The sequence below is a fragment of the Sulfitobacter sp. 15WGC genome (assembly GCF_005068605.1).
Taxonomy (GTDB): Bacteria; Pseudomonadota; Alphaproteobacteria; order Rhodobacterales; family Rhodobacteraceae; genus Sulfitobacter; species Sulfitobacter faviae.
Map to the genome: position 1 here is coordinate 1 of NZ_SZNL01000269.1, position 247 is coordinate 247.

The 247-nt window shown below is 46.2% G+C and carries 1 pseudogene; it reads right to left on the bottom strand.

Annotated elements, in window-relative coordinates:
• Window positions 1-192, bottom strand: a pseudogene (locus tag FCK22_RS19205) (H-NS histone family protein); the annotation flags it as partial.
• Between the last annotated feature and the right edge of the window lie 55 nt (window positions 193-247).

The window sequence follows — 247 nt, forward strand, 5'->3', positions numbered from 1 at the left end:
CGCAGGAGCTGAGGGTTGCGTTTCAGAAATTTCCCCCAGGGAGAATCCAAACTCTGCGGCCGCCTTTTTAGCAGCCTTTCTTGCCTCTCTCTGATCTCGGGCTCGAGCAGCCTCCAATGCTTTTTTTACATCAGACAAAAGCCTTTCGAGCTCTTTTCGCGACATTGCTTTCAGATCATTTTTCGTATGCATATCAACCTCTATTTCAGATATGCGTCCATATATGTATTACTACACACTAACGTCG